The sequence below is a fragment of the Streptomyces sp. NPDC093097 genome, assembly GCF_044754325.1.
Classification (GTDB): domain Bacteria; phylum Actinomycetota; class Actinomycetes; order Streptomycetales; family Streptomycetaceae; genus Streptomyces.
The window spans coordinates 249,355-272,776 of record NZ_JBIVOW010000001.1 but is presented as its reverse complement, the minus strand read 5'-3'; the positions used below and the strand labels follow the sequence as shown (position 1 = coordinate 272,776).

Sequence of the window (23,422 nt, the reverse complement as noted above, 5' to 3'; positions counted from 1 at the left end):
CGGACGCCGCGGTCACTTGAGCCTGCTGGAGGCCAGGATGGACACGAGGTGCAACAGGGTCTGGAGCAGCGCGATGCCGGCCAGTACCGCGACCCCGAGCCGCGAGAAGAACAGGTCCCCCCGCACCGAGTCCACGATCGCCAGGACCAGGATCAGCAGCGACGCCTCGATCCCGAGGACCAGCCGGTGGAACTTGAGCGCGGCGGCGGCCTTGCGGGCCAGCGCCAGACCGGACGAACGCGGCTCGGACGCCGCCTCCTTGACCGGCGGCAGACCGCCCTGGTGACGGGCCACGCCGACCAGGTCGGTCTCGGCCTTGATCAGGATCGCGCCGAGCGCGGCCAGGGTGCCCAGGAACGCCCAGAGCCAGTCGATCCGCCCCGGGCCCCACAGGTCGGCGGCGCGCAGGCCGAAGCCGACGAGCACCGCCGCGTCGCACAGGTACGCGCCGACCCGGTCCAGGTAGACACCGCCGAGCGAGAACTGCTTCTTCCAGCGGGCCACCTCGCCGTCGATGCAGTCGAGCAGCAAGTAGAGCTGGACCATCAGCACGCCGAGCACGGCGCCCCAGATCCCCGGCACCAGCAGTGCCGGGGCGGCCAGGACACCGAAGACGGTCATCAGGTAGGTCAGCTGATTGGGCGTGACCTTCGTGTTCACCAGGTACCGGTCGCAGCGCAGCGAGATTTCCCGCATGTAGAGGCGGCCGGCCCAGTGCTCACCGCTGCGCCGGTCCTTCACGCCCTCGGGGTGAACGACCGGGCGGAGTTCAGCTACTGATGGTTTCGGCATAGTCGGCGTATGCGTCCCTGATCTGGTCGGTAGAGAGGTCCAGGTGCTCCAGGATCGTGTAGCGGCCCGGACGGGTCTTCGGAGCGAACTCGACGGCCTGCACGAACTCCTCGTCGGTGAAGCCGATGTCGCCCGGCGTGACCGGCAGGCCGTGGCGCTGGAGCACCTCCACCATCAGCGCCGCGGTCGCGTGGTCGCCGCGCAGGTGGGTGGCGAAGGCGGCACCGAGGCCGCACTGCTCGCCGTGGCTCGCCGCCCTCTTGGGGAAGAGGATGTCGAAGGCGTGGTTGATCTCGTGGCAGGCGCCCGAGGCGGGACGGCTGTCGCCGGCCACCGACATCGAGATGCCGGTGAGGACCAGGCCCTCGGCCAGCACCTGGAGGAAGTTGTCGTCGCCGACGCCTCCGGGGTGGCGCAGCACGGCCTCGCCGGCCTGCCGGGCCATGGCCGCGGCCAGTCCGTCGATCGCCTCGCCGGTCTCCCGGTGCGACAGCTCCCAGTCCGCGACCGCGGAGATGTTGGAGATCGCGTCACCGATGCCGGAGCGGACGAAGCGGACCGGGGCCTCGCGGATGATGTCGAGGTCGATCACCACGGCGATCGGGTTGGGCACGCCGTACGAGCCGCGGCCCGCGTCGTTGTCGAGGGTGGCGACCGGCGAGCACAGCCCGTCGTGCGACAGGTTGGTCGCGACCGCCACCAGCGGCAGGCCGATGCGCGCCGCGGCGAACTTCGCACAGTCGATGATCTTGCCGCCGCCCAGGCCCACGACCGCGTCGTAGTGCCCCTTCTTCATGGCGTCGGCGAGCTTGATCGCTTCGTCCAGGGTTCCACCGCCGACCTCGTACCACTCGGCGCCGGGCAGGGCGGGGGCCAGCCGCTGGCGCAGCCGGGCCCCCGAGCCGCCGCTGATCGCGATGGCGAGCTTGCCGGAGGCCGAGATGCGCTGGTCGGCCAGCAGACCCGCCAGGTCGTCCAGGGCGCCGGCGCTGATGTCGACGACGACCGGGGACGGAATGAGGCGGGTCAGTACTGGCATGCGATGTCACGGCCCTTCGCGAGGTCGTCGTGGTTGTCGATCTCGACCCACTTGACGTCGCCGATCGGGGCCACGTCGACCTTGAAGCCGCGGTTGACCAGCTCCTGGTAGCCGTCCTCGTAGTAGAGGTCGGGGTCCCGCTCGAAGGTGGTCTTCAGGGCGTCGGCCAGGTCGGCGGCGGCCTCGCCCTCGATGAGGGTGACACCGATGTACTCGCCGGTCGCCTCGGCCGGGTCCATCAGCTTGGTGATCTTCTGGACGCCCTTGGCGGGGTCCACGACGACCTTCATCTCCTCGTCCGCGAGCTGCTTGACGGCGTCCAGCGCGAGGATGATCTTCTGGCCGTTGCCGCGGGCGGCGAGCAGGGTCTGCTCGACGGAGACCGGGTGCACGGTGTCGCCGTTGGCGAGGATCACGCCGTCCTTGAGCGCGTCACGCCCGCACCACAGGGAGTAGGCGTTGTTCCACTCCTCGGCCTTGTCGTTGTCGATGAGGGTGAGCTTGAGGCCGTACTTCTGCTCCAGGGCCTCCTTGCGCTCGTAGACGGCCTCCTTGCGGTAGCCGACGATGATCGCGACCTCGGTCAGGCCGATCTCGGCGAAGTTGCCGAGCGTCAGGTCCAGGATGGTCGTGTCCCCATCGACCGGCACCAGCGCCTTGGGCAGGGTGTCGGTGTAGGGGCGCAGACGCCGTCCGGCGCCGGCGGCCAGCACGAGGCCGATCATGCGGGTTCTCCTTCATCGTGTACGGCGGGTGCTCCGGAGGACACCCAGAAGCGGATGCTCTCGGCGAGCACCAGCAGTGCGAGGATCACGGCGAGTGCCGTGAGCGCGATGGCGAAACCTGTGGCGGGCAGCGCGGCGGCGAGGACGCAGACCACGAGGATCCGTCCTTCATGTCCACCGGTCGCCCGGACCAGCCACCGCGGTGGGGCCCCGGTGCCACCGCGGATGCGGTAGACCGTGTCGTAGTGATGGTAGGCGACCGCCGCGACCAGCCCGAACGCCGCGGGCAGCGCTCCGTGGGCACCCGCGCGGGCGGCCAGCAGCAGCACGGTGAGGTACTCGCCGGCCCGGAAGAAGGGCGGGACGAGCCAGTCCAGGGCGCCCTGGAGCGGGCGGGACACGGCCGCGGCGGCCAGCAGCGCGGAGCAGACGGCGACGCCGACGGTGAGCCAGGACGCGGGCTCGGGCTGGGTGATCAGCCACACCAGCAGCACCGCGGACGAGAGAAACGCCATAACGGGCGCCAGCAGGGAACCGGTCCGGCCCCGGCCGCGGCCGCCGCCGGTGAGCAGTTCGACCAGCGGGCCGTAGTCGGCGAGGTCGGCGAGCGCCCGGGCGGCCCGGGCGGTGCGGCGGGCGCGCCGGGCCCGGGAGCGCAGCACCCGGCCGGCGGTGGTGTAGCAGGCGGCCAGCGCGCAGCCGACGAGGAGGGCGTAGAAGACGATGCGCGGGGTGGTGAGCGCGGTGAGCACCGCGATCATGGCCCAGCGCTCGCCGATGGGAAGCACGATCATCCGGCGCACCCAGACCGTCCAGCCGACCTGGTCGAGCCGGTCGGACAGGGCCACCGCGGGCCCCCCGGCCCCGGCGCCGCCCTCGAACTCGCTGCCCTCGTTGAAGGCGAAGTCGACGACGTGGCGGCAGGTCTGGAGGATCATCGCGCCGAGCGCCAGCGCCCATACGTCGTCGCCGCCGCGGGCCGCCCCGAGGGCGAGTCCGGCGTAGTACGCGTACTCCTTGGCGCGGTCGAAGGTGGCGTCCAGCCAGGCGCCCAGCGTCGAGTACTGGAGCGAGTAGCGGGCCAGCTGCCCGTCGGTGCAGTCCAGGACGAAGGAGAACAGCAGCAGCAGGCCGGCGGCGACGAAGCCGCCGCGGGTGCCGGTGGCCGCGCAGCCCGCCGCGATCAGCGCGGTGAGCAGGGAGGCGGTGGTGACCTGGTTCGGGGTCAGCCCGCGGCGGGCGCACCAGCGCGCGAGGTAGCGGGAGTAGGGGCTGATGAAGAAGGTGGTGAAGAAGCCGTCGCGGGACTTCACCGCGGTGCGCAGCCGGACCGCCTCGTCGTCGACCGCGGCGACCGCCTCGCGGGCCTCCTCCCGCTGGGCGGGGGTCAGCGCGATGGTGGCGACCAGGCTGCCCAGCTCGACCCGGTGCAGTCCGACGTCCGCGCGGTCCAGGGCGTCGGTGAGGGTGTCGGTGAGCAGGTCGGTCAGGTGGGCGGTGCCGGCGCCGACCGGAATGCGGCCGGCGGCGCGGTCCAGTGCGGCGCGGGCGTCGGGCTGGACGGTGAGTGCGCCGGGCGCCGCGGCGGCCGGGAAGCGGGGGTCGGTCAGGGCGAGCCGCAGGGCGTGCAGGTGGCCGACGAAGCGGGGGTCCACCAGGGCCACCCGTTCCTGGGCGGGTACCTCGGCGAGCAGCTCGGCGGCGCCGGCCGGGTCACCGACCGTACGGACCTCAAAACCCAGTGTGCGCAGGTCGGCTTCGAGCGACGACCCGGCGACCGGCGGACCGGTGAGGATAGCGGTCGACAGACGAACTCACTCCTTGGATGCTGACGAGCAGCGCCGGTCGGTCCGCATTCGACACGAACTACCCGGGCGGCGGGCGTGGCACACCAGCCCTGGGAGGCCGGGGGGCACGTCGGCAGAGGTTATCTGATCGCGGGATGCGGCCGTTCACCACGTATTCACCACTCGATCGAGTGAGCTACGGCTGCGCCTGCCACGATCATCATGGTGGATCGGGCCGCGCCGGAACAACTGGCCGCCGGCCCGGATGCCTGTTATGCGGGGGCTGGTCACGGTTGCTGTGCGTCTGCTGTGGCGAGGGCCATGCCGGGCGCCGGCGCGCGGGCGCCGCGGCGCCCGGCGGCGCTCTGCCACTGATGCGGAGCCCGGTGGGGCAGACTTGGCGTCGACGACCGACGACAAGGATGCGCATGCCGATCACACCTGCCAACGGACAGACCGCCGGAACCGCCGCGGTGGGAGCGCCGGACGGCGCCGCCGAGCCGATCATGCTGGAGCTGGTCGACGAGGACGGCACGACGATCGGCACCGCGGAGAAGCTCGCGGCGCACCAGCCTCCCGGGCAGTTGCACCGGGCGTTCTCGGTCTTCCTCTTCGACGAGAAGGGGCGGCTGCTGCTCCAGCGTCGGGCGCTGTCGAAGTACCACTCCCCCGGTGTGTGGTCCAACACCTGCTGCGGCCACCCGTATCCCGGGGAGACGCCGTTCGCGGCCGCGGCCCGGCGGACCGCGGAGGAGCTCGGGGTCGCCCCGGCGCTGCTGGCCGAGGCCGGGACGGTGCGCTACAACCACCCCGACCCGGACTCCGGCCTGGTGGAGCAGGAGTACAACCACCTGTTCGTGGGGCTGCTGCGCACCGAGCCGGCGCCGGCTCCCGAGGAGATCGCCGAGGTCGCGTTCGTCACGCCGGAGGAGCTGGCCGAGCGGCACGCCGAGGTGCCGTTCTCGGCGTGGTTCATGACCGTGCTGGACGCGGCGCGGCCGGCGGTGCGCGAGCTCACCGGGAAGCCGGTGGGCTGGTAGCGAGCGGGGCCAGCGGCAGTTCGGCCCAGATCGCCTTGCCGCCGCCGGCGGTGAGCTCCACGTCGCACTTGCCGCCCACCTCCGCGGTGAGCGCCTTGACCAGCCACAGCCCGCGGCCGCCGACGTCGCCCTCGTCCGCCTCCAGCGCCTTGGGGCGGTAGGGGTGGTCGTCCTCGACGGCGATCCGCAGCCAGCCCGCGCCGAGGGTGAGCTGGACGGCGATCTCCGGCGAGAGCAGCGCGGCGTGCCGGACGGCGTTGGTGACCAGTTCGGAGACGATCAGCAGCAGCCCGTCGAGGACGTCGTCGGCGACGGGCACGCGCTGTTCGGTGAGCAGGTCCCGGACCGCGTGGCGCGCCTGGGGCACCGACGACTCCAGTGCCGGGGCGGTGAACCGCCAGACACCTTCGTACGCGTGCGGGGAGGTCAGTTCCTCGGGGGGTTCTGCTGATGGTCCGGAAGGCATCCTCACACGACGAGTGTTGAGAATGTGCCGGTCCGGGCCGGCCTCCTGAACGCAAGTCAGCGCCTATCGACGGCAATTGGCCGGCTCTGGCGGAATTGATTGACCTCGCGACACCTTCCGTCGTTTTACTTTCGTATTTTCAACGCGGCGCCGCGAGGTGCGCTCCGCACCCGGCGGAAACCGTCCCTTCCGGGGTATGGATCAAGCCACTCTGCTGTCCTCCACCATGCCGACCACGCGTCGGCCGCTGAGCCCCATGGCGAGCAGGCCCAGCCCGTCGAAGAGCAGCGCCAGCGAGAAGAAGCAGCCGATGACGTACAGGCTGCTCTGCGGCCAGTTGCCGAGCACCAGCACGCCCAGCAGCAGGCCGATGACGCCCTGGAGCAGCGTCCAGCCGAACTGCGGCCCGCGCACCACGACGGCGCCGACCAGGCGGAACAGCCCGCCGGCCAGGAAGAGCAGGGCGGCGAACATGGTCAGTGCGGCGGCGGTGGCGTCGGGTCGGCGGATCACCACCACCCCGGCCGCGATGTTCAGCGCCGCGACGACCACCGCGAGCCAGAAGAAGTTCGTGCCGCGGGAGGTGACGGCGTGCGCCAGACCCACCAGGCCGCCGATCAGCAGCAGCCAGCCGAAGAGCAGCATCGTCGTGAGGGTGGCGACACCGACGTAGATGAGCCCGACGATCCCGGCCAGGACGAGGATGACGCCGAGCCCCGCGAGCAGCCCGAAATTGCGCCCGAGCCGGGCCGCCGCCGGACTGCGCCGGGAGGACTGTGACCTGCCGACCATCGCCGCCTCCTCGATCAAGGACCGTTTTTTCCCGGTATACCCCCTATGTCGGGAGAGGGCAGGGCGAGCGAAGGGCGTCTGTGGATGCGGAGACGACAACAGGCCCGGTGCGTGTGCACCAGGCCTGTTGCTCTCTTCGAGTAGCGGGGACAGGATTTGAACCTGCGACCTCTGGGTTATGAGCCCAGCGAGCTACCGAGCTGCTCCACCCCGCGTCGGCTCGGATTACTTTACGGGGCCACCGGCCAGGAACCAAATCGCATACCGGAGCGGTCCCCGGGCGGCGCCGCGGACGGTCACACCGGCCGGTCGGTGATCCGTCCGCCGTCGACCTCGATCCGGCGCGTGGTGTGCACCGCCGCCAGCATCCGGCGGTCGTGGGTGACCAGCAGCAGGGTGCCCGGGTACGTCGCGAGCGCGGACTCCAGCTGCTCGATGGCGGGGAGGTCGAGGTGGTTGGTGGGCTCGTCGAGCACCAGGAGGTTGACCCCGCGGCCCTGGAGGAGGGCCAGTGCGGCGCGGGTGCGCTCCCCGGGCGAGAGGGTGCGCGCGGGGCGCAGCACATGCGCCGCCTTGAGGCCGAACTTGGCGAGCAGGGTGCGCACGTCGGCGGGGGTCAGATCCGGGACGGCGGCCCGGAAGGCGTCCATCAGCGAGGGGTCGCCGCTGCCGTGGAACAGCTGGCCGCGGGCCTGGTCGATCTCGCCGACCACCACGCCGGGGCCGAGCGAGGCCGCGCCGGAGTCCAGCGGCAGCCGGCCCAGGAGGGCGGCGAGCAGGGTGGACTTGCCGGAGCCGTTGGGGCCGGTGATGGCGACCCGGTCCGCCCAGTCGATCTGGAGGTCCACCGGGCCGAAGCGGAAGTCGCCGCGGCGCACCTCGGCCTGCCGGAGGGTGGCCACCACCGCACCGGCCCGGGGTGCCGCGGCGATCTCCATCCGCAGCTCCCACTCCTTGCGGGGCTCCTCGACGACCTCCAGCCGCTCGATCATCCGCTGGGTCTGCTTGGCCTTGGCGGCCTGCTTCTCGGTGGCCTCGACCCGGCCCTTGCGGGCGATCTTGTCGTTGTCGGAGGCCTTGCGGCGGGCGTTGCGGACGCCCTTCTCCATCCAGTTGCGCTGGGTGTGCGCACGGGTCTCCAGGGCGGTCTTGGTGTCGGCGTACTCCTCGTACCGCTCGCGGGCGTGCCGCCGGGCCCTTTCGCGCTCCTCCAGATACGCGGTGTAGCCGCCGCCGTAGGCGTTGACCTGCTGCTGGGCGAGGTCGAGCTCGACGACGCGGGTGACCGTGCGGGCCAGGAACTCGCGGTCGTGGCTGACCAGGACCGTGCCGGCGCGCAGGCCGGTGACGAACGCCTCCAGGCGGTCCAGGCCGTCCAGGTCGAGGTCGTTGGTGGGCTCGTCGAGGAGGAAGACGTCGTAACGGGAGAGCAGCAGCGAGGCGAGCGAGGCGCGGGCGGCCTGGCCGCCGGAGAGGGAGGTCATCGGCTGGTCGAGGCTGACCGCCAGGCCCAGCTGGGCGGCGGTCTCCTCGGCGCGGTCGTCGAGGTCGGCGGCGCCGAGGGCCAGCCAGCGCTCCAGGGCGGTGGCGTAGGCGTCGTCGGCGCCGGGGCGCTCGTCGGCCAGGGCCGCGGTGGCGGTGTCCAGGGCGCGCTGGGCCTCGGCGACGCCGGTACGGCGGGCGAGGAAGGCGCGGACGGACTCCCCGGGGCGCCGCTCGGGCTCCTGGGGGAGGTGGCCGACGGTGGCGGTCGGCGGGCTGAGGGCGAGGGCGCCCTCTTCCGGGGGCGTCAGACCGGCCAGCAGGCGCAGGAGGGTGGACTTGCCCGCCCCGTTGGCGCCGACCAGACCGATCACGTCGCCGGGGGCGACGACCAGGTCGAGGCCGGAGAACAGGACGCGCTCGCCGTGGCCGGCGGCGAGGTCTTTGGCGACGAGGGTGGCAGACATCAGACCGCCGATCGTATCCGGCCGGGCGCCCGGCGGTCGCTCTAATATCCGGGCATGGAACCGGGTCTGAGAACGCATGTCGGCGGCGGTACGGCGACCGTCACGATCAGCAATACGGGCAAGCGCAACGCGATGACCGTCCGGATGTGGCGGGAGCTGCCGCCGCTGCTGGCGCGGCTGGCGGGCGACCGCGCGGTGCGGGCGCTGGTGCTGACCGGTGACGGGGGGACGTTCTGCGCCGGGGCGGACATCGCCTCGCTGCGGGACGCGTCGGGGGACTCGCAGGGGCTGGCGGTGGCGGCCGAGGAGGCGCTGGCGGCCTTTCCCCGGCCGACCCTGGCGGCGATACGCGGTTACTGCGTGGGCGGCGGCGCGCAGTTGGCGGCCGCCTGCGATCTGCGGTTCGCGGAGGAGGGGGCGCTGTTCGGGGTGACGCCGGCCAAGCTGGGGGTGGCGTATCCGGCGTCCGCGACCCGGCGGCTGGTCCGGCTGGTGGGGCCGTCGGCCGCCAAGTACCTGTTGTTCTCCGGGGAGTTGATCGACTGCGCGCGGGCGCTGCGGACCGGGCTGGTGGACGAGGTGGCGGCCGAGGGCGAACTGGACAAGCGGGTCGCGGAGTTCACCGCGGTGCTGGCGAGCCGGTCGCTGCTGACCCAGACCGCGGCGAAGGAGCTGGCCGACGGGACGTGGGACGTGCCGCCCGGGGAGGCGGAGGCGCGCGGGGCGTACTGGGTGGCGCAGGCGCGGGAGAGCGGGGAGCTCGCGGAGGGGGCGGCGGCCTTCCTGGAGCGGCGGGCGCCGCGGTTCCGGTGGCCCGCGGGCTGAGTCGGCCGCCGTCTCCCGTACTGACGGGCCGGCGTGACCGGAGGGCGCCGCCCTCCGGTCACGCCCCGTCCAGTGCCGCGGCACCAGGGCCTGCCGTCACTGCCCGCCGGACAGGATGGCGCGGCTCTCCTCCCGCATGGCGGCCACGATCTCGGCCGGGGCCTTCTCCGGGGCGCCGGCGTCGTAGGGCGGCTGCGGGTCGTACTCGATGCCGAGCTGGACGCGCTGGGCGACGGCGTCCCCGGCGATCCGGCCGAGCAGGGAGAGCCCCATGTCCAGGCCGGAGGAGACGCCGGCGGCGGTGACGTACTTGCCGTCGAAGACCACCCGCTCCCCCGTCGGCTCGGCGCCGTAGGTGGGCAGTTGGTCCAGCGTGAGCCAGTGGGAGGTCGCCCGGCGGCCCTTGAGGAGGCCGGCGGCGGCGAGGATCAGCGAGCCGGTACACACCGAGGTGGTCCAGGTGGTGCCGGCGTCCACGGTGCGGATCCACTCGTGCACCGGGCCGTCCTGCATGTGCGCCAGCTGGCCCGGGCCACCGGGGACGACCAGGATGTCCGGCGAGGTGACGTCGCAGAGCGCGGCGTCCGCGACCAGGCCGAGGGTGCGTTGGTCGTTGCGGTAGGTGCCGGTGCGCTCGGCGACGAACACCACGTCGGCGCCGGGGAGACGGCCGAGGGTCTCGTAGGGGCCGAGGGCGTCCAGGGCGGTGAAGCGGTCGTAGAGGAGGACGGCGATCTGCATGGGGGCCTCTTTCCTTCTTCCTTGTGAGGTGTTCCGTGGCGCTGTGGTGGTCTAGGGGGCGGGTCGGAAGCGGCGGCGGTATTCGGCCGGGGAGGTGCCGAGGACGCGGACGAAGGCGCGGCGCATCGCCTCGGGGGTGCCGTAGCCGCACCGCCGGGCGATCTGTTCGATGCCGTCGACGGTGTCCTCCAGGCGCCGCCGGGCCGCTTCCAGGCGGACCCGCTCGACGTAGCGGCCGGGGGTCATCCCGGTCTCGGCGCGGAAGGCGCGGGCGAAGTGCCGCGAGGAGAGCCGGGCGCGGGCGGCCAGGGCCTCGACGGTGAGGTCCGCGGCCGGGTTCTCGGTGATCCACTGCTGGACGTCGCGCAGCGGGCGGCGCTCGGCGGTCTGGGCGGCGAGCTGGGCGCTGAACTGGGTCTGGTTGCCCGGCCTTCGGAGGAAGACGACCAGCTGGCGGGCGACGGCCAGGGCGAGGTCGCGGCCGAGGTCCTCCTCGACCAGGGCCAGTGCCAGGTCGATGCCGGCGGTGACGCCGGCGGAGGTGGCCACGTCGCCGTCGCGGACGTAGATCGGCTCGGGGGCGACGCTCACCGCGGGGTAGCGCTCGGCGAGTTGGGCGCACAGCAGCCAGTGGGTGGTGGCCCGGCGGCCGTCCAACAGGCCGGCCTCGGCCATCAGGAAGGAGCCGCTGCACACCGAGACCTTGCGGCGGGCGCGCGGGGCGTGCGCCCGCAACCAGTCGATCAGCCGCGGGTCGGGGGCCTGGGTGCCCTCGCCGCCCGGTACCAGGAGGGTGTGCGGGGGGTCGGCGGCGTCCAGGGCGGTGTCCGGGACGAGGGTCAGACCGCTGGTGGTGCGGACCGGGGCGCCGTCCAGGCTCGCGGTGCGGATGCGGTATGCGCCGGGGGCGCCGCGCCCGGCGGTGTTGAAGACCTCCACCGGTCCGGTGACGTCGAGGCTCTGCACGCCGTCGAAGAGGACGGCCAGCACGTCGCGCTGTTCCATGCCGTCCATCCTGGCCAGTGGGGCCGATGGCGGCAATGACGGATTTCCCACCATTCCTGCCAAGCCGGTCGGGCACCCGCCCGGCACCCCGCGGGGGTGGCGCCATACCAACGGGTCGGTAGCCTGCCCGCATGACCTCTTCCAGCGCACTGCCCGAACGGGCCGGCCGGCACTGCCACAACGCCCTCAACCCCTTCCACTCGGCGCACTACTTCGCTCCGGAACTCGCCGGTGAGTTGGCCGAGTTGGGAATGTCGGACAGCCGCACCGGGTACTTCGCCGTGCGGAGCGCGCCGATGGGTGCGGTGGGCTCCGGGACGGTGGCCGCGACCTTCTACTCCTTCAAGCCCGAGCTGATCGCGCAGCACATCCCGCAGGTCTGGACGGTCACCACACCGCAGGCCGTCCTGGCAGCCCGGCTGCGCGCGGTGGACGCCACCGCGCACCGGCAGCTCGGGGACGCGGTGCTGAAGTCGCCGGAGATGGCGGAGGCGGCCGAGCTCGCGCTGCGCGCCGCCGAGGGCTGCACCCGGCACGCCCGGCCGCTGTACTCCGCCCATGCGGACCTGCCGGTGCCAAACGCGCCGCACCTGGCCTACTGGCACGCCGCGTCGCTGCTGCGCGAACACCGCGGCGACGGCCACCTGGTGGCGCTGCTGGACGCCGGGCTGGACCCGGTGGAGGCGCTGGTCACGCACGCCGCCAGCGGGCACGGGATGAGCCACCGCGGCATCCTGGCGACCCGCGGCTGGACGCCGGAGGAACTGACGGCGGCACAGGAGCGGCTGCGGGCCCGCGGGCTGCTGGACGCCGCGGACGGGCTGACCGAGGCCGGGACGGCGCTGCGCAAGGAGCTGGAGCGGACCACGGACCGGCTGGACCGGGCGCCGTACGAGCACCTGGGGGCGGCGGGCGTGGCCCGGCTGACCGAGCTGGCGGCCGGCTTCACCGCGCGCCTGATGGAGGCCGGGGCGTTCCCCCAGGCGCTGTTCGGCAGGGAGTGACCCGAGGGCGGCGCCGGGGGGCGTGCGTCTTCTCACACCCCGGCGCCGCCGGCCGGGCGGTGCGACAGCCCGGGCCGCCAACCGGCAGAATGCAGGCGCAAGGCAAGTCGCTGGAAGGCGGGCAGGATCAACGTGACGGCAGCCACTGAGCCCAACGGGCCCCTCGGGTCCATCGAAGCGCGGATCGCCGACGAGCTCGGCGTCAGGGAGCGGCAGGTGAAGGCCGCGGTCGAACTGCTCGACGGCGGCTCGACCGTCCCGTTCATCGCGCGCTACCGCAAGGAAGCGACCGAGATGCTCGACGACGCGCAGCTGCGCTCCCTGGAGGAGCGGCTGCGCTATCTGCGGGAGCTGGAGGAGCGGCGGACCGCCGTCCTGGAGTCCGTGCGGTCGCAGGGCAAGCTGGACGACGCGCTGGAGGCGCAGATCCGCGGGGCGGAGTCCAAGGCCCGGCTGGAGGACATCTATCTGCCGTTCAAGCCGAAGCGGCGCACCAAGGCGCAGATCGCGCGGGAGGCGGGCCTCACGCCGCTGGCCGACGGGCTGCTGAGCGACCCGTCGGTGGAACCGGCCGCGGCCGCCGCGGCGTTCGTGGACGCGGACAAGGGCGTCGCCGATCCGGTCGCGGCCCTGGAGGGCGCGCGGGCGATCCTCACCGAGCGGTTCAGCGAGGACGCGGACCTGATCGGCGAGCTGCGCGAGCGGATGTGGTCGCGCGGCCGGGTCGCCGCGAAGGTGCGCGCGGGCAAGGAGGAGGAGGGCGCCAAGTTCGCCGACTACTTCGACTTCGCCGAGCCGTTCACCGAGCTGCCCTCCCACCGGGTGCTGGCGATGCTGCGCGGTGAGAAGGAGGACGTCCTCGACCTCGACCTGGAGCCGGAGGACCCGGCGCAGGCCGGTGAGGGCCCCAGCTCCTACGAGCGGTCCATCGCGCACCGCTTCGAGATCAACGACCGCGGCCGGCCGGCCGACAAGTGGCTCCAGGACACGGTCCGTTGGGCCTGGCGCACCCGCGTCCAGGTGCACCTGGGGCTCGATCTGCGGCTGCGGCTGCGGCAGGCCGCCGAGGACGAGGCGGTCCGGGTCTTCGCCGCGAACCTGCGCGATCTGCTGCTCGCGGCGCCCGCCGGTACGCGCGCCACGATGGGCCTGGACCCCGGTTTCCGTACGGGTGTGAAGGTGGCGGTGGTCGACGCGACCGGCAAGGTGGCGGCGACCGAGACGATCTACCCGCATGTGCCGCAGCAGAAGTGGGACGCGGCGCTGGCCACCCTGGCGCGGCTGGCCGAGGAGCACCGCGTCGACCTGATCGCGATCGGCAACGGCACCGCCTCCCGGGAGACCGACAAGCTGGCGGCCGAACTGATCGCCGCGCAGCCGGAGTTGACGCTGACGAAGGTGATGGTGTCCGAGGCCGGCGCCTCGGTGTACTCGGCCTCCGCCTTCGCCTCCCAGGAGCTGCCGGACCTGGACGTCTCGCTGCGCGGCGCGGTGTCCATCGCCCGCCGCCTCCAGGACCCGCTGGCCGAACTGGTCAAGATCGACCCCAAGTCGATCGGGGTCGGCCAGTACCAGCACGACCTGTCCGAGACCAAGCTGTCGCGCTCGCTGGACGCGGTGGTCGAGGACTGTGTGAACGGCGTCGGCGTGGACGTCAACACCGCCTCCGCGCCGCTGCTCGCCCGGGTCTCCGGCGTCAGCTCCAGCGTGGCCGACAACATCGTGGCCCACCGGGACGGCAACGGCCCGTTCCGCTCCCGCAAGGCCCTCAAGGACGTGCCGCGGCTGGGCCCGAAGGCGTACGAGCAGTGCGCGGGCTTCCTGCGGATCCGGGGCGGCGAGGACCCGTTGGACGCCTCCAGCGTGCACCCCGAGGCGTATCCGGTGGTGCGCCGGATGGTGAAGTCGGCGGGCAGCGAGGTGAGTTCGCTGATCGGCAACACGGCGGTGCTGCGCTCGCTGCGCCCGGAGGACTTCGTCGACGACTCCTTCGGTCTGCCGACGGTGACCGACATCCTCCAGGAACTGGAGAAGCCGGGCCGGGACCCGCGGCCGGAGTTCAAGACCGCGACCTTCAAGGAGGGCGTGGAGAAGATCGGCGACCTGGCCTCGGGGATGCTCCTGGAGGGCGTGGTGACCAACGTCGCCGCCTTCGGGGCGTTCGTGGACATCGGCGTCCACCAGGACGGCCTGGTGCATGTCTCGGCGATGTCGAAGAACTTCGTCAAGGACCCGCGGGACGTGGTCAAGCCCGGCGACATCGTCCGGGTCAAGGTGCTCGACGTCGACATCCCGCGCAAGCGCATCTCGCTGACGCTGCGGCTGGACGACGAGCCCGCCAAGGGCGCGCCGGCCGGCGGCGGCGAGCGGCGCGGCGGCGCGGGCGGCGGCCGGGGTGCGCGCGAGGGCGGCCGGGGCGGTGCGCCGCGGCAGCGGCAGGGCGGCGGCCAGCGGGGCGGCGAGCGCCGTGGCGGCGGCCGGGAGGCCGGGCCGGTCAACGACGCGATGGCGGACGCGCTGCGGCGGGCCGGGCTGTTGGGCGGCAAGGGCGGTCGCTGAGCTTCGGCGCTCCGCCTGAGCGGCAGCGGGACGACGGCCCGCTGCCGCTCGGTCTGATCGAGGGCCCGGGCCGCGCGGCGGTGTCGACCGGCTCGGGCCGCCCCCGCCGGCGGGGGCGGTGGCGTAGGACCTGCCCGGCTGGTCGGCGGGGGCCGACTCCCGGTGCCGCACGGCCCGGCCCCCGGCCAAATCGCCCGTCACGGACCGTTGTCAGTGCCTGCTGGTATCCATGAAGGCAGCTGAGAACGGGGGTGGGGCGTGGCGCTCGACATGACGGCGGCCGGGCATCGGCCGGTGATCGGGACGGCCGACCGGCGGGCCCTGGAGGGCTGGCGGCCGGCGGATCCGGAGGTGGTGGCCGAGGCGCGGCGGCTCAAGGAGGCCGCGCTGATGGACTTCGGGCTGACCGCCTCGGTGGTGGCATCGTGGATCTACGCCAAGTGCCATCACCAGATCCCGACGACGGCGGTGGCGACGGCGGCCGTGGTCGCCTCCGGGGACGGCACCCAACTCCTGCTCTACAACCCGGAGTTCTTCGTCCGCCTGGGCCTGGACGGCGTCAAGTTCGTGCTGTTCCACGAGTCCCGGCATCTGGTGCACCGCCATCTCCTGGCCGATCCGGAGCTGCGCGCCGACCCGGTGTTCACCCTGGCCGCCGAGGTGGCCATCAACCACGTCGCGCTGGTGCGGCTCGGGCGCGCCGGGCTGCCGCTGCTGGACGGCGAGCCGACCGGCGTCGATCCGCGCGCGGTCCATGCCGACTACGTCGCCGACCTGACGGCCCAGGGCCTGGCGCCGCTCCCCTACGACGCGTTCGTCGAGACCGATCTGCGGGTGTTCACCGAGCTCAAGCGGATGGCCGACCCACCGGTGCCGGCGGCGGGTTGCCCTCATCTGTCCGACCCCGCGGTGGCCGGCGGCGATCAGGACACCCTCGACGCCACGGTCTCCACCGCGTTGCTCAACGCGCTGCTCGCGGCGCGCCGCGGACACCCCGTCGCGGAGCGGGAGTTGCTCGATCTGATGGACCGCACGGACGGGACGACGGAGCGGGCGAGCCGGGTGTGGGGGCGGCTGGGCGCGGGGATGCTGCGCGGCCGGACCCCGCGCACCGGCCGGGTCGACTGGTGGCAGCGCTGGCTGGTCGATGTGCTGGCCTCGAAGCTGGCGGAGGGCGAGCGGCTGGTCTATCCGAAGAAGCGCGGTGCGCTGCTGGCCGCGCTGGGGCACGATCCGCTGCTCTCGCGGCGCGGCCCGGTCCGCGAGAAGGTGCTGGTCATCGCGTATGACACCTCGGGATCGATGCCGGACCGGGTGGTCGCGTGGCTGACCGATCTGGTCGGCTCGATCGACGGGGTGAGCGCGCACTGGATGTCGTTCGACGGCGTGGTGATGCCGTTCCGTCCCGGTGAGGGGGTGCACGGCGGCGGGGGCACCAGCTTCCAGGCGGTGGCCGACTACGTCGAGGGCCGCACGACGGTGGGCGGCCGCCCCTTCGAGGAGATACCGGACGCCGTGGTGATGCTCACCGACGGCCACGCCCCCGCGATCACCCCCGCCGAGCCGGACAAGTGGATCTGGCTCATCACGGAGGGCGGCGACGACTGGCCCGACCACCACACCCCGCCGATGGCCTGCCATCGCGTGACGACAGGAGACCGATGAGCACCGCCACACCGACGAAGCCGGCCCCGGTGAGCTGGCGGGCGAACGCCACCTACCCCGAGCCGCCGGAGGGGTGGACGGGGGTGTCCCGGCTGGAGTCGTTCATCGACGCGATGATCGACATGGGCCAGACCGGCCAGATCTTCGGTGAGCACGGCATCGGCAAGACGGCCACCTTCTTCTCGCATCTCCCCGCCGCGTATCCGGACGCCGAGCTGGTCTTCGTCCCGGCCGCCAACCTCACCCCGGACGATCTGCTCGCCAACGCCCCGGTGCGGGACGCCCTGACCGGTGAACTGGTGCTGCGGCAGCTGGTGATGAGCCAGTTGCGGCCGGGCAGGCCGTTCGTGCTGCTGATCGACGACTCGTTGCAGGCCGGGCCGACGCTCCAGTCGCAGCTGATGCAGATCGCCTGCAACTGGACGCTGGGCGAGCACGATCTGCGGGAGCTGGGCTGCATCGGCGTCTTCCTCACCGACAACGAGTCGCTGGCGGAGACCGCGGCCCGGCGCAGCGATCTGGCGGTGCTGGACCGGATGGTGACGATCCGGCTGACCGCCAACGACACCTCCTGGCGGCACCGGCTCGCGGCCACGTACCACGAGTGGGATCTGCGCGAGGTGTTCACCACCTGGGCCGCGCTCCCGCTCCCGCTGCGCGAACTCCTCTCGCCGCGCACCCTGGACCACATCCTGGCCAACGCCCGCGAGGGCTTTCCGCTGCGCTGGGGGCTGCCGCTGGTCAACGGCGAGCGGCTGAGGCTGGTCGAGGAACGGCCCGGCGGCAAGGGCGGCACGGACCGCACGGCGGAGATCCTCGACCGGATCGCGGCGGCGGTGGGCGCCGAGAATCCCGCCACGGTCCCCGATCCGGTGCGGGCGGTGGTGCGGGCCGCGCTGCGCAACCGCTGGACGGTGCTGCTCCAGGGGCCGCCCGGGTGCGGCAAGACCGAGCTGGTGCGGGAGACGGTCCGGGCGGGCCTGGGCGGCCGCGAGCCGCTGTACTTCTCGATGCCGGTGACCAACGTCGAGGACCTGTGCGCGCCGATCCCGACCGCCGACGGGGCGTTGGAGTCCCTCCTCGCCGCGCCGTTCCTCGGCCCGGAGCCCAAGGCGATCGTCTGGGACGAGTACAACCGCCCCAAGGACAAGGCGGCGTTCGCCAAGCTGATGGAGATCACCCAGGAGTGGTCGCTGGCCGGGCGCCCGATCCCGCACCTCAAGGCCCAGATAGCGGTGCAGAATCCGCCCTACCACCTCGGCCGCAAGCTGCTGGTCGCGCGCAACAACATCGCGCAGGCGACGCGTTTCACCGCCTCGTTGACGGTGGAGCCGGGCGACATCCCGGCCAACGAGTGGCTGATCGCGAAGTACGGCGCGGTCGCCGAGACGGTCCTGGAGTGGTGGAAGCACGACATCGACGAGGAGGGCCGGGCCTGGATCACCAAGCGCACCATCGAGCGGCTGATCAAGCTCCACCAGCGCGGTCTGCCACTGGAGATGGGCACGGTCTACCTCGGCGACGGCGAGTACGCCCCGGTGCCGCTGACCGCGCTGATCGACCGGCTCAACGACCGCCCGGTCACCGGCCTGACGGAACTGGCGCGGGACGCGGACGCCTGGGAGGCCCGGCTGCGGACGGCCGCCGAGGCGTCCGGCGAGGGGACCAACGACAGCGACATGGTCCACCAGGTGCTGGCGAACGCGGAGTTGTCGCAGCTGAAGGAGCACCGGGCGGTGGTGGTCCGGCTGGTCCCGCTGCTGCCGCCGAAGTTGCGGGCGACGTATCTGGTCGGGGCGGCGCCGGAGGTGCAGCGCTTCTGGATCGAGGTCTTCGCGCAGATACCGCGGTCTCCGCGCTGAGGCGGCGGGGGCACGGCGGCGACGGGGGGCGGTGTGCGGGCGAGGGCATGAGGTACCGGGCGGGGTCGCGTCGGTGTCGACGTACCCGGCATCGAGTCGGGACGGGCCGGCGGGGACCCCGCACGGATAAACCGTGGACGGGGGCCGGAGCGGGTGGTTAGCCTGTCGATCATGCTCAGCCCCGAGTCCTCAAGACGCTAGCCACCGGGCGTCGTCCGGTGGCTCCTCACGTTGCCGCTCCGCGGCCGCGGCGCCGCCGCCTTCGGGCTGCCGTCGTGCCGGCGGGCGCGCTTCCGCGCCGCCGCATCGAGGAGTTCTCCCACCACCGGACCGCCCGCGCAGGGCAGGTCTTGTCATTGCGGTAGCCGGGGCTGCCGCTTCCCTCACCGGCCGTACCGCGCGTCGTCGGTCCGCCGACGCCGCCCGCGGTCCGTGCCGGTCCACGGTGTGGTTGCGGAGATCTTCACATGCCATTTGCTCTCTACGTCCTCGCGCTGGCGGTGTTCGCGCAGGGCACGTCCGAGTTCATGCTGTCCGGGCTGATCCCGGACATCGCCGCCGACATGCAGGTGTCCATCCCGGCCGCGGGCGCGCTGACCTCGGCGTTCGCGGCCGGGATGGTGGTCGGGGCGCCGTTGATGGCGCTGCTGAGCCGGCGCTGGCCGCGGCGGCGCGCCCTGCTGGTCTTCCTGGTCGCCTTCCTGCTGGTGCACCTCGTCGGCGCGGTGACCACCAGCTTCGGGGTGCTGCTGGCCACCCGGGTGGTGGCGGCGCTGGCCAACGCCGGTTTCCTGGCGGTGGCGTTGGCGACCGCGACCGCGATGGTCGCGCCGGACGCCAAGGGCCGGGCGACCTCCGTCCTGTTGGGCGGCACGACGCTGGCCTGTATCGCGGGCGTTCCGGCGGGTGCCGTGCTGGGGCAGGAGTGGGGCTGGCGTGCGGCGTTCTGGGCGGTGGCCGCGGTGTCGGTGCCGGCGGTCGTCGCCCTCGTGCGGTCCGTTCCGGCCGGTTCAGCCATTACGGCCGGTTCGGCCGGTTCGGCCGGTTCGACCGGTTCAACCGGTTCGGCCGGTTCAACCGGTTCGGCCGGTTCGACCGGTTCCGGTGCGGGCGCCGCGGCGCCGGACGCGCGGGGTGAGCTGCGGGCGCTGCGCCGTCCGCAGCTGCTGGTGGCCCTGCTGCTGGGCGCGCTGGTCAACGGCGCCACCTTCTGCACCTTCACCTACCTCGCGCCGCTGGTCACCGGCGTCACCGGGCTCGGTGCGGCCGGGGTGCCGGTGGTGCTGGCGCTGTTCGGGCTGGGCTCGTTCGCCGGTGTCACGGCCGGCGGGCGGCTGGCGGACCGGCGGCCGCGCCCGCTGCTCGCGGCCGGCGGGACGGCGCTGCTCGTGGGCTGGGCGCTCTTCGCGCTGACGGCGGGCAACGCGGTGGCCGCCGTGGTGCTGGTCTTCGTCCAGGGGACGCTGTCGTTCGCGGTCGGCTCCACCCTGATCGCGCAGGTGCTCTACGCGGCGACCGAGGCGCCCACCCTGGGCGGCGGTTTCGCGACCGCGGCGCTCAATGTGGGCGCCGCCGCCGGCCCCTGGCTGGGCGGCGTCGCGCTCGCCGCGGGCTTCGGCTATCGGGCTCCGCTGTGGGGCAGCACCCTGCTGGTGGCGGCGGCACTGGCGCTCGGCGGGGCGGCGGAGGCGGTGCGGGTGCGCCGGCGGGCGGCCGGCGGTTCCACGGGCGCGCCGGTGGCCGCCCCGTAACGGCAGCGGAGACGGCCCCGCCGCCACTCGGCTCCGCGATGCCCGGGCTCCGCGGAGCCCCTTGAGGAAGCCCCGTCGCCGGGTGGCCGTCCGCCCCGCGCGTGAGCGGGACGGACGGCCACCGGTCAGTGCGCCCCGGCGTACTCGCGCAGCCGCTCCAGTTCGGCGGCGACGTCGGTGAGGGTCGCGCAGTCCGGGACCGGTCGCAGGGCCGGTGGCGGGGTGCCGGTCGGGCGGCGGCGGGGGTCCTCCAGGGCGTCGGTCATCGCCGCCAGGGCACGGCAGAGCCGTTCGGCCTCCTCCGGGCTCGGGCGGCGGGCGCCGCGGTCGAGGCGGATGGCGCAGGCGGTGGCGGCGTCCACGATGCGTTCCACCGCCGTGACGATGGTCAGCCAGTCGGGGTCGGCGGCGCGGGCGGCGCGGAACTCCGCCGCGGCGGTCTCGGCGGCGGCCCGGGCCTGGGCCAGCGTTCGGTAGGCGTCCCGGCGCAGCGCCAGCCGCCGGGCGGCGACCGCGCCGGTACGGGCGGGGCCGACGGCCTCGGCGGCGTCCCCGGCGGGCTGGGACTCCAGGACGTACCGCAGGAAGCGCTCGGTGCTCCGCAGCGCCTCGGTGACCCGCTGGCCGATCCGGCGGCGCGGGTCGGCCAGGTGCGGGAGGTGCCCGACGACGAGCACGATCGCGCAGGCGATGGAGGTGTCGACGATCCGCTCGCCGGCGGCCCGGGGGGCGCCGCCGACGTACACGAACGACAGCACCATCAGCGTGATCGCCCCGGTCTGGAGCGCGAAGTGCCGGGTGGCGAACGGCAGCAGCGCACCGGCCGCGCCGGCCACCAGGGCCGGCCACCAGCTGCCGGGGAACACCAGCCCGGCCGCCGCGAAGACCAGGACGCCGGCGGCGGTGCCGGCGAAGCGGTTGACGGTACGGGAGAACAGCGGGCCCAGGTCCGGTTTGACGAGGAAGGTGACCGTCGCCGGCAGCCAGTACCAGTGCTCGGCGCGGAGCAGCAGGGCCACCGCGGCGCTGGCCCCGATGCAGACGGCGACCCGCAGCCCGTACTCCCGGGCGACCGGGCTGAGGAAGCCGCGGGCCCGCGCGGTCCGGGCGGGCGGGGTGTCGGCGCCGGCCGCGGGCCGCGGCAGCGGCCGCTCCCGGGCGAAGGCGACGGCGGCGTCCAGCAGCGCATGGTCGAAGGCGCCGCGGCCGGCGGAGCTGTTCTCCGGGGCGGAGAGCCGGCCCGGCGGGCGGCCGGTACGCAGCGCCTCGGCGAACCGGCGCGGGCTCTCGGCAACCCGGGACGGCAGCGGCCGGGCCTCCCACAGCAGCGCGACGCTGGCCTCGCAGAGCGCGGTGGCGGCGGCGAACCGCTCCGCCAGCAGCAGTTCCTCGGGGCGGGCGGGGCGGCGCAGCAGCCGGCTGGTGAGCCGGCGCAGCCGCAGCGCCTCGTCGGCGCGGTCCATGGCGGCGGTCAGTCGGCGCCGGGCCGGTTCCGCGCCGGACCCGCCGACCGCCGCGAGGGCGTCGGCGAGCGCGTCGAAGACCGTGGCGACGGCGGCCCGCTCCCCGCTGAGCGGGCCGCCGGACCGGCGCGGCGTCCGCAGCACCAGGCGCAGAAGGAGCAGCCAGAGGCATCCGGCGAGGACGTACAGCGCCTTCGCCCAGGGTGCGCCGGGCAGCGGCATGCCCGCGCCGAGGACGGTGGCGGCCAGCATCTGCATCGCCGCGGTGGAGCGCACCGGGCCGGCCACGCTGCCCGCGCCGGAGACGAAGGCAACCGCGGCCAGGGCCGGCACGAACCACCAGCCGGCGTCGGCCGCCCGCAGGGACGCGCCCATCAGCGTGCCGAGCGTGGAGGCCAGCGCGGGCAGGCCGATGTGGACGATGCCGGTGCGCCGGGTGCCCGGCCGGTCGTTGACACCGGCCAGCATCGCGCCGACGGCGGTGAGCACCCCGGGGGCCGGGTGGCCGGTGGCGATGCCCGCGCCGAGCAGCGGTCCCACGCAGAGCGCCCCCCTGGCCACCGCGGCCCACGGCACGGGCAGCCGCTGCCAGCGGAGGGGGTGGGCGAGCCAGGCGGGCAGGGCGCGCCGGTGGCGGAGCATGGGCCTCCTCGGGCGAAGACGGACGAACGGAATGCGGGGGCGCGGCCATGGGGGCCGCGGGCGGTTCCGAGGGGCGTCATCGGCCGACGGTGCCGGGGGCCCGGTCGGTGGCGCGGCGCGGGGCCGGGCCACCGGGGGCACTACCAGCGTACGTTCTGCTTCCGTCCAACCCGCTACGGGAGGGTTAAGCGGAGATCACACCAGGACAAGATCACAGTCGGCGGGGAATCGGACAGGTACCGCAGACCACGGACCAGGAAAACCGAGGAGGGCACGGAGATGGCGCAGCAGCGGTCGTCGGGAGCGGACGGGTCGGTGGCCCCGGAGATATGCGTGGTCGGCGGCGGGGTGATCGGCCTGAGCTCGGCGGTCGTGCTCGCCGAGGCCGGTTACCGGGTACGGGTGGTGGCCCGGGACGCGGCCGCCGACACCACCTCGGCGGTGGCCGGCGGCCTGTGCTGGCCGTACCGGATCCAGCCGTACGACGACGCGATCCGGTGGTCGCTGCGCTCCCTGGAGGTGTTCACCGACCTCGCCGGTGCGCCGGCCGAGACCGGGTCGCGGCTGGTGGCGGGCGTCATGGCCGACGAGCCGGGGGCGCCCGCCGGGGACAACGGCCCCGCGGACGGCCTCGGTGACTGGTACGCGGCGCTCCCGGGGCTGCGGCGGGCCCGCGCCGAGGAGCTTCCGCCGGGCTGCGGCTCCGGTTGGCGGGCCCATGCGCCGCTGGTGGAGATGCCGGTGTTCCTGCGGTATCTGGAGCGGCGGCTGGCGGCGGCCGGCGGGACGGTGCAGGCGCGCCCGGTGGCGTCGTTGGCGGAGGCGGCCGAGGGCGCCGTGGCGGTGGTGAACTGCTCCGGTCTGGGCGCCCGCGAGCTGGTGCCGGATCCCGGGGTGCAGCCCGTGCAGGGGCAGTTGGTGATCGTGGAGAACCCGGGCGTCCGGGAGTGGTTCACCGCTGCCGAGGCGGGCGCGGTGGAGACCGCGTACGTCCTGCCGCAGCCCTTCGGGCTGGTGCTGGGCGGGACGGCGCGGGAGGGCGCTTGGTCGCGGGAGCCCGATCCGGCGGTGGCGGAGGCGATCGTGGCGCGCTGCGCCCGGTACTTCCCCGAGGTGGCGCGGGCCCGGGTGCTGGCGCACCGGGTGGGGCTGCGCCCGGCCCGCCCCACGGTGCGGCTGGCGGCGGAGCGGCTGCCGGACGGGACGGTGTGTGTGCACAACTACGGGCACGGGGGTGCCGGGGTGACCGTGTCCTGGGGGTGCGCGGACGAGGTGCTGCGGCTGGTGCGCGCGGAGGTGGCCGGGTGAATCGGGT

The 23,422-nt window shown here is 73.9% G+C and carries 18 protein-coding genes and 1 tRNA gene; 8 read left to right on the top strand and 11 right to left on the bottom strand.

Annotated elements, in window-relative coordinates:
• Positions 1-12: 12 nt before the first annotated feature.
• The 4 genes from ACIQE0_RS01065 to ACIQE0_RS01050 are packed head-to-tail and all read right to left on the bottom strand — an operon-like array spanning position 13 to position 4,364.
• The gene (locus ACIQE0_RS01065) at positions 13-792 is read right to left on the bottom strand and encodes a CDP-alcohol phosphatidyltransferase family protein (RefSeq protein WP_366330392.1); all 780 of its coding nucleotides are present in this window, start codon (positions 790-792) and stop codon (positions 13-15) included.
• Positions 770-1,831, bottom strand: a complete 1,062-nt coding sequence (locus ACIQE0_RS01060; protein ID WP_366330393.1) for an iron-containing alcohol dehydrogenase family protein — start codon at positions 1,829-1,831, stop codon at positions 770-772. The genes ACIQE0_RS01065 and ACIQE0_RS01060 overlap by 23 nt, the downstream gene beginning before the upstream one ends.
• Complete coding sequence (locus ACIQE0_RS01055) at positions 1,819-2,556, bottom strand: phosphocholine cytidylyltransferase family protein (protein ID WP_366330394.1); 738 nt, start codon at positions 2,554-2,556, stop codon at positions 1,819-1,821. Before ACIQE0_RS01055 ends, ACIQE0_RS01060 begins: the two co-directional genes overlap by 13 nt.
• On the bottom strand, positions 2,553-4,364 hold the full coding sequence (locus ACIQE0_RS01050; RefSeq protein WP_402328621.1) for a DUF5941 domain-containing protein: 1,812 nt from the start codon (positions 4,362-4,364) through the stop codon (positions 2,553-2,555). Before ACIQE0_RS01050 ends, ACIQE0_RS01055 begins: the two co-directional genes overlap by 4 nt.
• Before the next feature lie 407 nt (positions 4,365-4,771).
• Here ACIQE0_RS01050 and idi point away from each other — a divergent pair, with 407 nt between their 5' ends.
• Complete coding sequence (idi, locus tag ACIQE0_RS01045) at positions 4,772-5,383, top strand: isopentenyl-diphosphate Delta-isomerase (protein ID WP_402328112.1); 612 nt, start codon at positions 4,772-4,774, stop codon at positions 5,381-5,383.
• Here idi and ACIQE0_RS01040 read toward each other — a convergent pair.
• The 4 genes from ACIQE0_RS01040 to ACIQE0_RS01025 all read right to left on the bottom strand — a co-directional run bounded on the left by ACIQE0_RS01040 (position 5,358) and on the right by ACIQE0_RS01025 (position 8,590).
• Complete coding sequence (locus ACIQE0_RS01040) at positions 5,358-5,849, bottom strand: ATP-binding protein (protein ID WP_402328619.1); 492 nt, start codon at positions 5,847-5,849, stop codon at positions 5,358-5,360. The genes idi and ACIQE0_RS01040 overlap by 26 nt on opposite strands.
• A 201-nt stretch (positions 5,850-6,050) precedes the next feature.
• On the bottom strand, positions 6,051-6,641 hold the full coding sequence (locus ACIQE0_RS01035; protein WP_366330396.1) for a DUF308 domain-containing protein: 591 nt from the start codon (positions 6,639-6,641) through the stop codon (positions 6,051-6,053).
• 141 nt (positions 6,642-6,782) lie between these two features.
• A tRNA-Met gene (locus tag ACIQE0_RS01030) sits at positions 6,783-6,856 on the bottom strand.
• Between the two features lie 81 nt (positions 6,857-6,937).
• Positions 6,938-8,590, bottom strand: coding sequence for an ABC-F family ATP-binding cassette domain-containing protein (locus tag ACIQE0_RS01025; RefSeq protein ID WP_366330397.1), 1,653 nt, complete (start codon positions 8,588-8,590; stop codon positions 6,938-6,940).
• 54 nt (positions 8,591-8,644) lie between these two features.
• Here ACIQE0_RS01025 and ACIQE0_RS01020 point away from each other — a divergent pair, with 54 nt between their 5' ends.
• Positions 8,645-9,415 (top strand): enoyl-CoA hydratase/isomerase family protein, encoded by a 771-nt coding sequence (locus tag ACIQE0_RS01020; RefSeq protein ID WP_402328109.1) that lies wholly within the window; start codon positions 8,645-8,647, stop codon positions 9,413-9,415.
• A gap of 96 nt (positions 9,416-9,511) precedes the next feature.
• Here the strand turns inward: ACIQE0_RS01020 and ACIQE0_RS01015 are convergent, their stop codons facing one another.
• Both ACIQE0_RS01015 and ACIQE0_RS01010 read right to left on the bottom strand, forming a co-directional pair.
• On the bottom strand, positions 9,512-10,156 hold the full coding sequence (locus ACIQE0_RS01015) for a DJ-1/PfpI family protein (protein ID WP_366330032.1): 645 nt from the start codon (positions 10,154-10,156) through the stop codon (positions 9,512-9,514).
• Between the two features lie 51 nt (positions 10,157-10,207).
• Positions 10,208-11,161, bottom strand: coding sequence for a GlxA family transcriptional regulator (locus ACIQE0_RS01010; protein ID WP_402328107.1), 954 nt, complete (start codon positions 11,159-11,161; stop codon positions 10,208-10,210).
• A 131-nt stretch (positions 11,162-11,292) separates the two neighbouring features.
• On the opposite strand from ACIQE0_RS01010, the gene ACIQE0_RS01005 reads away from it, so the two are divergent.
• The 5 genes from ACIQE0_RS01005 (at position 11,293) to ACIQE0_RS00985 (ending at position 20,002) form a co-directional block, all read left to right on the top strand.
• A complete protein-coding gene (locus ACIQE0_RS01005; protein WP_402328105.1) occupies positions 11,293-12,165 on the top strand; it encodes a hypothetical protein in 873 nt (290 codons plus the stop codon).
• 132 nt (positions 12,166-12,297) lie between these two features.
• Positions 12,298-14,724 carry a Tex family protein gene (locus tag ACIQE0_RS01000; RefSeq protein WP_366330035.1) on the top strand — a complete coding sequence of 809 codons (2,427 nt, stop codon included), beginning with the start codon at positions 12,298-12,300 and terminating at the stop codon, positions 14,722-14,724.
• A gap of 270 nt (positions 14,725-14,994) precedes the next feature.
• Positions 14,995-16,389 carry a hypothetical protein gene (locus ACIQE0_RS00995; RefSeq protein ID WP_402328617.1) on the top strand — a complete coding sequence of 465 codons (1,395 nt, stop codon included), beginning with the start codon at positions 14,995-14,997 and terminating at the stop codon, positions 16,387-16,389.
• Positions 16,386-18,251 carry an AAA family ATPase gene (locus tag ACIQE0_RS00990; protein ID WP_402328103.1) on the top strand — a complete coding sequence of 622 codons (1,866 nt, stop codon included), beginning with the start codon at positions 16,386-16,388 and terminating at the stop codon, positions 18,249-18,251. The genes ACIQE0_RS00995 and ACIQE0_RS00990 overlap by 4 nt, the downstream gene beginning before the upstream one ends.
• Before the next feature lie 467 nt (positions 18,252-18,718).
• Positions 18,719-20,002 carry an MFS transporter gene (locus ACIQE0_RS00985; RefSeq protein ID WP_402328101.1) on the top strand — a complete coding sequence of 428 codons (1,284 nt, stop codon included), beginning with the start codon at positions 18,719-18,721 and terminating at the stop codon, positions 20,000-20,002.
• A 125-nt stretch (positions 20,003-20,127) separates the two neighbouring features.
• Here the strand turns inward: ACIQE0_RS00985 and ACIQE0_RS00980 are convergent, their stop codons facing one another.
• On the bottom strand, positions 20,128-22,107 hold the full coding sequence (locus ACIQE0_RS00980; protein WP_402328099.1) for an FUSC family protein: 1,980 nt from the start codon (positions 22,105-22,107) through the stop codon (positions 20,128-20,130).
• A gap of 279 nt (positions 22,108-22,386) precedes the next feature.
• Here ACIQE0_RS00980 and ACIQE0_RS00975 point away from each other — a divergent pair, with 279 nt between their 5' ends.
• Positions 22,387-23,415: an FAD-dependent oxidoreductase gene (locus ACIQE0_RS00975; RefSeq protein ID WP_402328098.1), complete on the top strand. Its 1,029-nt coding sequence runs from the start codon at positions 22,387-22,389 to the stop codon at positions 23,413-23,415.
• Positions 23,416-23,422: the final 7 nt, after the last annotated feature.

Excerpts from the sequence above, each read along its gene's own strand:
- ACIQE0_RS01065 (WP_366330392.1), bottom strand. The coding sequence starts at position 792 with ATGCCGAAACCATCAGTAGCTGAACTCCGCCCGGTCGTTCACCCCGAG.
- ACIQE0_RS01060 (WP_366330393.1), bottom strand. The coding sequence starts at position 1,831 with ATGCCAGTACTGACCCGCCTCATTCCGTCCCCGGTCGTCGTCGACATC.
- ACIQE0_RS01055 (WP_366330394.1), bottom strand. The coding sequence starts at position 2,556 with ATGATCGGCCTCGTGCTGGCCGCCGGCGCCGGACGGCGTCTGCGCCCC.
- idi (WP_402328112.1), top strand. The coding sequence starts at position 4,772 with ATGCCGATCACACCTGCCAACGGACAGACCGCCGGAACCGCCGCGGTG.
- ACIQE0_RS01040 (WP_402328619.1), bottom strand. The coding sequence starts at position 5,849 with ATGCCTTCCGGACCATCAGCAGAACCCCCCGAGGAACTGACCTCCCCG.
- ACIQE0_RS01035 (WP_366330396.1), bottom strand. The coding sequence starts at position 6,641 with ATGGTCGGCAGGTCACAGTCCTCCCGGCGCAGTCCGGCGGCGGCCCGG.
- ACIQE0_RS01025 (WP_366330397.1), bottom strand. The coding sequence starts at position 8,590 with ATGTCTGCCACCCTCGTCGCCAAAGACCTCGCCGCCGGCCACGGCGAG.
- ACIQE0_RS01020 (WP_402328109.1), top strand. The coding sequence starts at position 8,645 with ATGGAACCGGGTCTGAGAACGCATGTCGGCGGCGGTACGGCGACCGTC.
- ACIQE0_RS01015 (WP_366330032.1), bottom strand. The coding sequence starts at position 10,156 with ATGCAGATCGCCGTCCTCCTCTACGACCGCTTCACCGCCCTGGACGCC.
- ACIQE0_RS01010 (WP_402328107.1), bottom strand. The coding sequence starts at position 11,161 with ATGGAACAGCGCGACGTGCTGGCCGTCCTCTTCGACGGCGTGCAGAGC.
- ACIQE0_RS01005 (WP_402328105.1), top strand. The coding sequence starts at position 11,293 with ATGACCTCTTCCAGCGCACTGCCCGAACGGGCCGGCCGGCACTGCCAC.
- ACIQE0_RS00995 (WP_402328617.1), top strand. The coding sequence starts at position 14,995 with ATGACGGCGGCCGGGCATCGGCCGGTGATCGGGACGGCCGACCGGCGG.
- ACIQE0_RS00990 (WP_402328103.1), top strand. The coding sequence starts at position 16,386 with ATGAGCACCGCCACACCGACGAAGCCGGCCCCGGTGAGCTGGCGGGCG.
- ACIQE0_RS00985 (WP_402328101.1), top strand. The coding sequence starts at position 18,719 with ATGCCATTTGCTCTCTACGTCCTCGCGCTGGCGGTGTTCGCGCAGGGC.
- ACIQE0_RS00980 (WP_402328099.1), bottom strand. The coding sequence starts at position 22,107 with ATGCTCCGCCACCGGCGCGCCCTGCCCGCCTGGCTCGCCCACCCCCTC.
- ACIQE0_RS00975 (WP_402328098.1), top strand. The coding sequence starts at position 22,387 with ATGGCGCAGCAGCGGTCGTCGGGAGCGGACGGGTCGGTGGCCCCGGAG.